The following is a 6,124-nucleotide window of genomic DNA, read 5'->3' on the forward strand; positions in this document are numbered from 1 at the left end:
CGGAGTGCCGCCCGCCGCACCCTACGGAGTTCCATTTCAGGCGGAGAAACCACCGTCAATCATCAGGCTGGCGCCGGTGATAAAGGCGGATTCTGGCCCAGCCAGGTAAGCGACGAAGCTGGCGATTTCCTCGGCCCGACCGTAACGGGGCAGCGCCATGAGCAGCTTCAGGGAGTCGGCGAACTCGCCATCGTCGGGGTTCATGTCGGTGTCCACCGGCCCCGGCTGCACGTTGTTCACCGTGATGCCACGCGGCCCCAGGTCGCGGGCCAGGCCTTTGGTAAAGCCAGCCACCGCCGCCTTGCTCATGGCATAGACGGAACCACCGGCAAAGGGCATGCGCTCGGCATTGGTGCTGCCAATGGTGATGATGCGGCCACCCTCGCCCATGACACGGGCCGCCTCCTGGCTGGCGATCACCACGCTGCGGACATTCACCGCCAGGGTGCGGTCGAGGTCTTCGATGCTGAAGTCTTCGATCGGTGCCACCGCCAGTACGCCGGCATTATTCACCAGGATGTCGAGGCGGCCAAAGGCTTCCACGGTCTGGCGGATGGCACCGCGGATGGCCTGCTCGTCGGCACTGTCAGCCTTGATCGCCATGGCGCGGCCACCAGTGGCCCGAATGGTCCCGATGACCGCTTCAGCGGCTTGGGCGGAGCTGGCGTAGGTCAGGGCGACAGCCGCGCCTTCCTTCGCCAGGCGCAAGGCTGTTGCTGCACCGATACCGCGCGAACCGCCCTGGATGAACGCGACTTTGCCTGCAAGTTGATTGGAAGTGGTCATGTGGAATCTCCTGGAATCCGAGAGTGAGGTTGAATACGGCCCCAGTATTCACCTCTCACTCGAAACCGATAAGCTGGCAATCGCTATATTCAGTCGATACCAAAGGTTTACGGAGTTCCTCATGGAGTCACTCATCAGCATCGAGTGTTTCGTCCGAAGCGCAGAAGCCGGCAGCTTCGCCGAGGCCGCGCGGCGCCTTGGCCTCACCCCAGCGGCCGTCGGCAAGAACGTCGCCCGGCTGGAGTCCAACCTCGGCGTGCGCCTGTTCCTGCGCAGCACTCGGCGGTTGACCCTGACCGAAGCTGGCGAGCGCTTCCTCGCCGAAGTCAGCGGCGGCCTTGCCAGCATCCAGAGCGCCGTAGCCAACCTCGCCAGCAGCCAGGGCCAGCCGGCCGGGACCTTGAAGGTAAGCATGGGCATGGCGTTCGGCCGGGACTACATTTTGCCCTTGCTGGGCGAATTCCTGACGCGCTATCCGGCCATCCTCCCGGACTGGCACTTCGAAAACCGTCCAGTGGACCTGATCGGCGAGGGCTTCGACGCAGCCATCGGCGGCGGTTTCGAACTGCCGCAGGGGGTTATCGCCCGTGAGCTGGGGCCGGCGCATCGCGTATTGCTGGCGTCGCCCGGTTACCTGGCCAGCCGGCCTGCCGTCCAATCCCCTGCCGACCTGCAGCAGCACGACGGCATCCTGATCCGCTCACCGCAGACCGGCCGCGTGCGCTCCTGGGCACTACGCACCCGAGATGATCGCCTGGCTACCCTCGACCTCAGGCTGCGCATGACGATGACCGATCCCGAGGCCGCCTGCCATGCGGCGATGCAGGGGTTGGGCATCACCCTGGTCAGCACCGTGCACGCCCTACCCCACCTGCAACGCGGAACCCTGGTGCGGGTGCTACCGGACTGGTACGTCGACACGGGCAGCCTGGTGCTTTACTTCAGCGCGCAGAAGCTGCTGCCGGCGAAGACACGCGCCTTCATCGACTTCATCGTCGAACAGTTCCGTGCCCAGAAACTGGCCGAGCGCTTCTCCGCCAATTGGCGGCCAGCCTCCTGATCGTTACGCGAGAGGCAATAGTCATTATCAGGCGGGATGATTTTTTCCCACTCTGAGTGGTTGTTAGTCTGCCGGGTATCTGGAAACCTGCTCTCGGTGCCCACCATGAAACCCCTTCACATCCTGACGCTGGCCGTAACAGCTGTGATTCTGGCCGGCTGCGCCAGCCAGCCCAAACCCGAGGAGCGCCCCTACACGGACGCCGAAGTGAAGCAGTTCGCCCTCGAGATGCTCAGCCGCAGTGGGCTGCCCTATGAGGACTACGAAAAGGTCCGCAACGCCATCCTGCATCCCAAGGTTCCCAGCGTCGGCAAGGACCTTCCCCTCCAGCGCTCCGGCCGAAGCTGATAAATCAGGGACGTCGGCACTGAAGCTCCGCATCCTGGGGGATGCGAAATCATTCGCGAAATGCGCGCTCGACAGAAACGACTAACTCGGCTTGCGCCACACGCTGGCCAGCCATGGCTGCTGCTCGCGCGGCAGGCCGGCGGGACGATAGTAGTGCTCCAGCGCCACGAACCCCGCCTCCTCCAGCAACTGTCGCCAGGCATCAAAGTCGTGCCATGCGCCGTAGCGGTTGCCATTCCAGCCTTCCTCGTTGCTCCCGCGCGGATTCGAGCTGAACAGCACACCACCAGACTTCAAGGCGGCATGTAGCTGCCTGAGCACCCTTGGCAATTCCTGCACCGGCACGTGGAACAGGCTGGCATTGGCATAGATCCCATCGAACAACCCGGCAGGCAGGTCCAGCGCCAGGAAGTCCTGATGCCACACCTCGCAACCGGAGTCCGCTCGAGCCATCTCGACGAACGCCAGGGCACCGTCGAGCCCGATGGCCCGATGCCCCATGCGGCTGAACACTTTGAGATCGCGGCCTGGCCCGCAGCCGAAATCGAGCAGCGTGAACGGTGTCGAACCCTGGATATTGCGCAGCAAGGCCTCGATGTTCTGGCTGACGTCGTGGTCGCGGGTACCCTCACGAAAGCCCTCGGCATTGCGGTTGTAATCGTCCAGGGTCGTGGCGGTGATGCTGGCTAGGTCGGCAGGAAGCAGTGGCATTGCAGGCTCGTGAAAGGGATGAACGAAGCGTCAGTTTACCTCTGATGCGCTCATCCCACCCTACGGCCCTTTCGCGGGATTGCCATGTGCTCCTTGGTCAATGAATTCACCCCACCGTGCCTGCACCAACCTGTCCGAATTTGGCCGCAAGACTCGGGATGCGCAGACCTCATGCTGGGCATAAGCTTGGCCCTGAATCGAATGGAGACCGGGAGCCGAGATGAACGCCTCAGCCAAGAGCAGCACGGAGCAGGACCCACGCTGGGCGGCGGTGCAGGCTCGTGATCCCGCCGCAGATCGGCACTTCGTGTATGCGGTGAAAACCACCGGGATCTACTGCCGCCCCAGCAGTCCAACGCGCCTGCCACGTCCAGAGAACGTCGAGTTCTTCGACACGGCCGAGCAGGCCGAAGCCGCCGGCTACCGCCCCAGCCGTCGCGCCGCCGCCGACATGACCAGCGTCGCGGCGCAGCATGCGGCCCTGGTCGAGACAGCCTGTCGGCGTATCGAGACTGCCGAGGAAGCGCCTGGCCTGGAGACACTGGCGGACGAAGCCGGCATGAGCCCTTCGCACTTCCACCGGGTATTCAAGGGCATCACCGGGCTGACGCCCAAGGCCTATGCGCTGGCCCAGCGCGCCCAGCGGGTTCGCCAGCGCCTCAGCGCTGGAGCCTCGGTGACCGAAGTGTTGTACGACGCCGGTTTCAATTCCAATAGCCGCTTCTACGCAGCCTCCAGCCAGGTCCTGGGCATGAAGCCCAGCGATTACCGCGCGGGCGGCGCAAACACCGACATCCGCTTTGCCGTGGGCGAATGCTCGCTCGGCTCGATCCTCGTCGCGCAGAGTGGCATCGGCGTCTGCGCCATCCTGCTGGGCGATGATCCGAACGTGCTGCTCAAAGACCTGCAGGACAAGTTTCCTCGTGCCCGTTTGATCGGCGGTGATCGAAAGTTCGAGCAACTGGTGTCCAAGGTAGTGGGCTTCGTCGAGGCTCCGGCACTCGGCCTGGACCTGCCGCTGGATGTGCGCGGCACGGCCTTCCAGGAACGGGTCTGGCAAGCCTTGCGCGAGATTCCCCCAGGCAGCACGGCCAGCTATGCCGAGATCGCCACCCGCATCGGCGCCCCCAAGGCGGTCCGTGCCGTCGCCCAGGCCTGCGCGGCCAACAGTCTGGCAGTGGCCATCCCGTGCCACCGCGTCGTGCGCAGCGACGGCAACCTCTCCGGCTATCGCTGGGGTGTCGAGCGCAAGCGCCAACTGCTGGACCGCGAGGCCGAGGTGTGAAGCGCTGGACACTGCTCGGCGCCGACGGCAAGCCCTACTGGAGCCCCTCGCCGGGAACACTCGGCGGCCACCGACGCAGCCGCGTGTATGGAAAGCTCGACTGCCCCGCCGCGCTGCGCGCCCTCGCGCGGGGTGGCTATGTGGCGCAGCGCGTGTTCTTCCTCGACCAAGCCACTGCCCAGGCCGCCGGCTATCGCCCGTGCGCCCGTTGCCTGCCTGAAGCTTATGCGCACTGGAAGGCAGGGCAAAATCATCGGCGGGCTGTCACTGCGCTTGATGCATGCCTTACGCGCCTTGGAGACACTGGGAGCGGATCAGTCACCGCGTCAGCAGCAAAGCCTCAGCGGATGTAGTCACTTTCCAACACGCCCCGGTAGGCATGCGCGAACTGCACCCAGTCCGACTCCGGCATGGGCTGGTGATGCGCCTTGAAGTAGTCGAAGTCATGACTGGATGCCTGATGAGTCGACATGTGATGCCGAGCTTTCGCCAGGCCGAGCAGTGCAATCTCCGGAACGGCCTCGTCGCCCTGCATCCGCACTTTGACGAATATCGTTTTCGGCGAAAGCCGGCCATGCTCCCACCCCCCCACATGCATCTGGCCCACGGTATTGGCCAGCTGCCTCAGCATCTGCTGGTTAAGCGCCTCGTCCCCTGACTGCGGGGTCCCTTTGAGGTACCAGTCTTCCAGGCTGTTGAAGCCTTCCAGCGCCTCGGTGACGAGCAACGCCTGCCACTCCCCGTTGACCTTCCGCGCATCACTGAAAACCACTTCCGGCACGCGGACACCCAAACGTTTCAGAGCCTCGAGGGCCTGCAATTCGTCAAGGATGGTCGGGCGCCCGAAGGGATGCAGGGCGGATCGACTGAGGTGGTTAACCTGGCGCTTGCTGTATAGCAGCCGGCCATCCGCGGCATGCAGGCGTTGGATGCCGCTCTCGCCGCTTACCAGCTGGTCACCGGACTCGAACCACTCGCCGTAGGTATCCCACCATTTGTCGAAATTCGCATCCCGGTTGGCGGACGCCTCCTTCGATTCGAGAATGTTCATCGCTTCACCTCCTCGCGGGAGCGTTGAGTGCACGCTCCGCCGAATCAAGCCGCCTAACCTGCAGAATTGGCGTGAGTGAACCGGGTTAACACCTGCGCCCTTTGCAATGAAATAAGCATTCGCATGCGTTTCCAGGCAGATCGGGGTCGAAACCAGGCAACTCCCTCTTTCACATTAGACCTATGGTGACGGGCCATTCATCCGATCGACCTGGAGCTGTCATGTCCGACTTCATCACCGTCCTGCGCGAAACCTGTCCGACCCCGGTGCTGGACGCCACCAAGTGGAAGCGCATCGGCGGCGACCCGCACACCGTCAACCTCAACGCCTACGTCTCGAAGGACGGCAGCAAGATCATGGGCACCTGGATCTGCACCCCCGGCAAGTTCGAGGTGAACTACGAGAAGTGGGAGTACTGCCACTTCCTCGACGGTTACTGCATCATCACCCCGGAAGGCGAGCAGCCGGTGCACCTCAAAGCCGGCGACGTGTTCGTCATCGAGCCGGGCATGAAGGGCACCTGGGAAGTGGTGGAAACGGTACGCAAGTACTTCGTCTTCGCGTAATAGCGCATCGTCCAGCTCCCTCTCCCTCTGGGAGAGGGAGCTGTCCACGCATAGCCAGGCACGTCCGTTTGCCCCCCCAAAAAAAGGTTCATCGCGGAATCTGGGGGAGAGGCGAGTTGACAGCCGGATAGCCGGTACTCTCTCTGTAGGAGCCAGCTTGCTGGCGAACATGCGCCATTCGCCAGCAAGCTGAACTGGTCAAGTAATTCTGGACACCAGTTAAGGCTTCACGCCGCCAGCCTTTCCATCGCAACTGGCGACCGATACCCGTTATAGCTATGGAGCCTGGCGGTGTTGTAGCGCGTGACGTAGCGCTG

The 6,124-nt window shown here is 63.5% G+C and carries 8 protein-coding genes; 5 read left to right on the forward strand and 3 right to left on the reverse strand.

What is annotated here, in order from left to right; genetic code table 11:
- Positions 1-36: 36 nt before the first annotated feature.
- The gene (locus J7302_RS20155) at positions 37-786 is read right to left on the reverse strand and encodes a 3-oxoacyl-ACP reductase family protein (RefSeq protein WP_215378747.1); all 750 of its coding nucleotides are present in this window, start codon (positions 784-786) and stop codon (positions 37-39) included.
- 121 nt (positions 787-907) lie between these two features.
- Between J7302_RS20155 and J7302_RS20160 the strand changes: the two genes are divergently transcribed.
- Positions 908-1,846, forward strand: a complete 939-nt coding sequence (locus J7302_RS20160) for a LysR family transcriptional regulator (RefSeq protein ID WP_215378750.1) — start codon at positions 908-910, stop codon at positions 1,844-1,846.
- 105 nt (positions 1,847-1,951) lie between these two features.
- On the forward strand, positions 1,952-2,194 hold the full coding sequence (locus J7302_RS20165; protein ID WP_215378753.1) for a hypothetical protein: 243 nt from the start codon (positions 1,952-1,954) through the stop codon (positions 2,192-2,194).
- An 81-nt stretch (positions 2,195-2,275) separates the two neighbouring features.
- Here J7302_RS20165 and J7302_RS20170 read toward each other — a convergent pair whose 3' ends face one another.
- Positions 2,276-2,905, reverse strand: coding sequence for a class I SAM-dependent methyltransferase (locus J7302_RS20170; RefSeq protein ID WP_215378756.1), 630 nt, complete (start codon positions 2,903-2,905; stop codon positions 2,276-2,278).
- Between the two features lie 220 nt (positions 2,906-3,125).
- On the opposite strand from J7302_RS20170, the gene ada reads away from it, so the two are divergent.
- Positions 3,126-4,190, forward strand: a complete 1,065-nt coding sequence (ada, locus tag J7302_RS20175) for a bifunctional DNA-binding transcriptional regulator/O6-methylguanine-DNA methyltransferase Ada (RefSeq protein WP_215378760.1) — start codon at positions 3,126-3,128, stop codon at positions 4,188-4,190.
- The gene (locus J7302_RS27050; RefSeq protein ID WP_215378763.1) at positions 4,187-4,543 is read left to right on the forward strand and encodes an Ada metal-binding domain-containing protein; all 357 of its coding nucleotides are present in this window, start codon (positions 4,187-4,189) and stop codon (positions 4,541-4,543) included. The genes ada and J7302_RS27050 overlap by 4 nt, the downstream gene beginning before the upstream one ends.
- Here J7302_RS27050 and J7302_RS20185 read toward each other — a convergent pair.
- Entirely contained in the window at positions 4,531-5,241 is a 711-nt protein-coding gene (locus J7302_RS20185; protein WP_215378766.1) for a lipopolysaccharide kinase InaA family protein, read from the reverse strand. The genes J7302_RS27050 and J7302_RS20185 overlap by 13 nt on opposite strands.
- A gap of 221 nt (positions 5,242-5,462) precedes the next feature.
- Between J7302_RS20185 and J7302_RS20190 the strand changes: the two genes are divergently transcribed.
- Entirely contained in the window at positions 5,463-5,807 is a 345-nt protein-coding gene (locus tag J7302_RS20190; protein ID WP_215378768.1) for a cupin domain-containing protein, read from the forward strand.
- The last annotated feature ends 317 nt before the right edge of the window (positions 5,808-6,124 follow it).

This window comes from Metapseudomonas boanensis (genome assembly GCF_018704125.1).
In the GTDB taxonomy this organism is placed as follows: domain Bacteria; phylum Pseudomonadota; class Gammaproteobacteria; order Pseudomonadales; family Pseudomonadaceae; genus Metapseudomonas; species Metapseudomonas boanensis.

What these genes read in the sequence shown, in the direction of transcription:
- J7302_RS20185 (WP_215378766.1), bottom strand. Translation starts at nt 5,241, where the DNA reads ATGAACATTCTCGAATCGAAGGAGGCGTCCGCCAACCGGGATGCGAAT.
- J7302_RS20160 (WP_215378750.1), top strand. Translation starts at nt 908, where the DNA reads ATGGAGTCACTCATCAGCATCGAGTGTTTCGTCCGAAGCGCAGAAGCC.
- ada (WP_215378760.1), top strand. Translation starts at nt 3,126, where the DNA reads ATGAACGCCTCAGCCAAGAGCAGCACGGAGCAGGACCCACGCTGGGCG.
- J7302_RS20165 (WP_215378753.1), top strand. Translation starts at nt 1,952, where the DNA reads ATGAAACCCCTTCACATCCTGACGCTGGCCGTAACAGCTGTGATTCTG.
- J7302_RS20190 (WP_215378768.1), top strand. Translation starts at nt 5,463, where the DNA reads ATGTCCGACTTCATCACCGTCCTGCGCGAAACCTGTCCGACCCCGGTG.
- J7302_RS20170 (WP_215378756.1), bottom strand. Translation starts at nt 2,905, where the DNA reads ATGCCACTGCTTCCTGCCGACCTAGCCAGCATCACCGCCACGACCCTG.
- J7302_RS20155 (WP_215378747.1), bottom strand. Translation starts at nt 786, where the DNA reads ATGACCACTTCCAATCAACTTGCAGGCAAAGTCGCGTTCATCCAGGGC.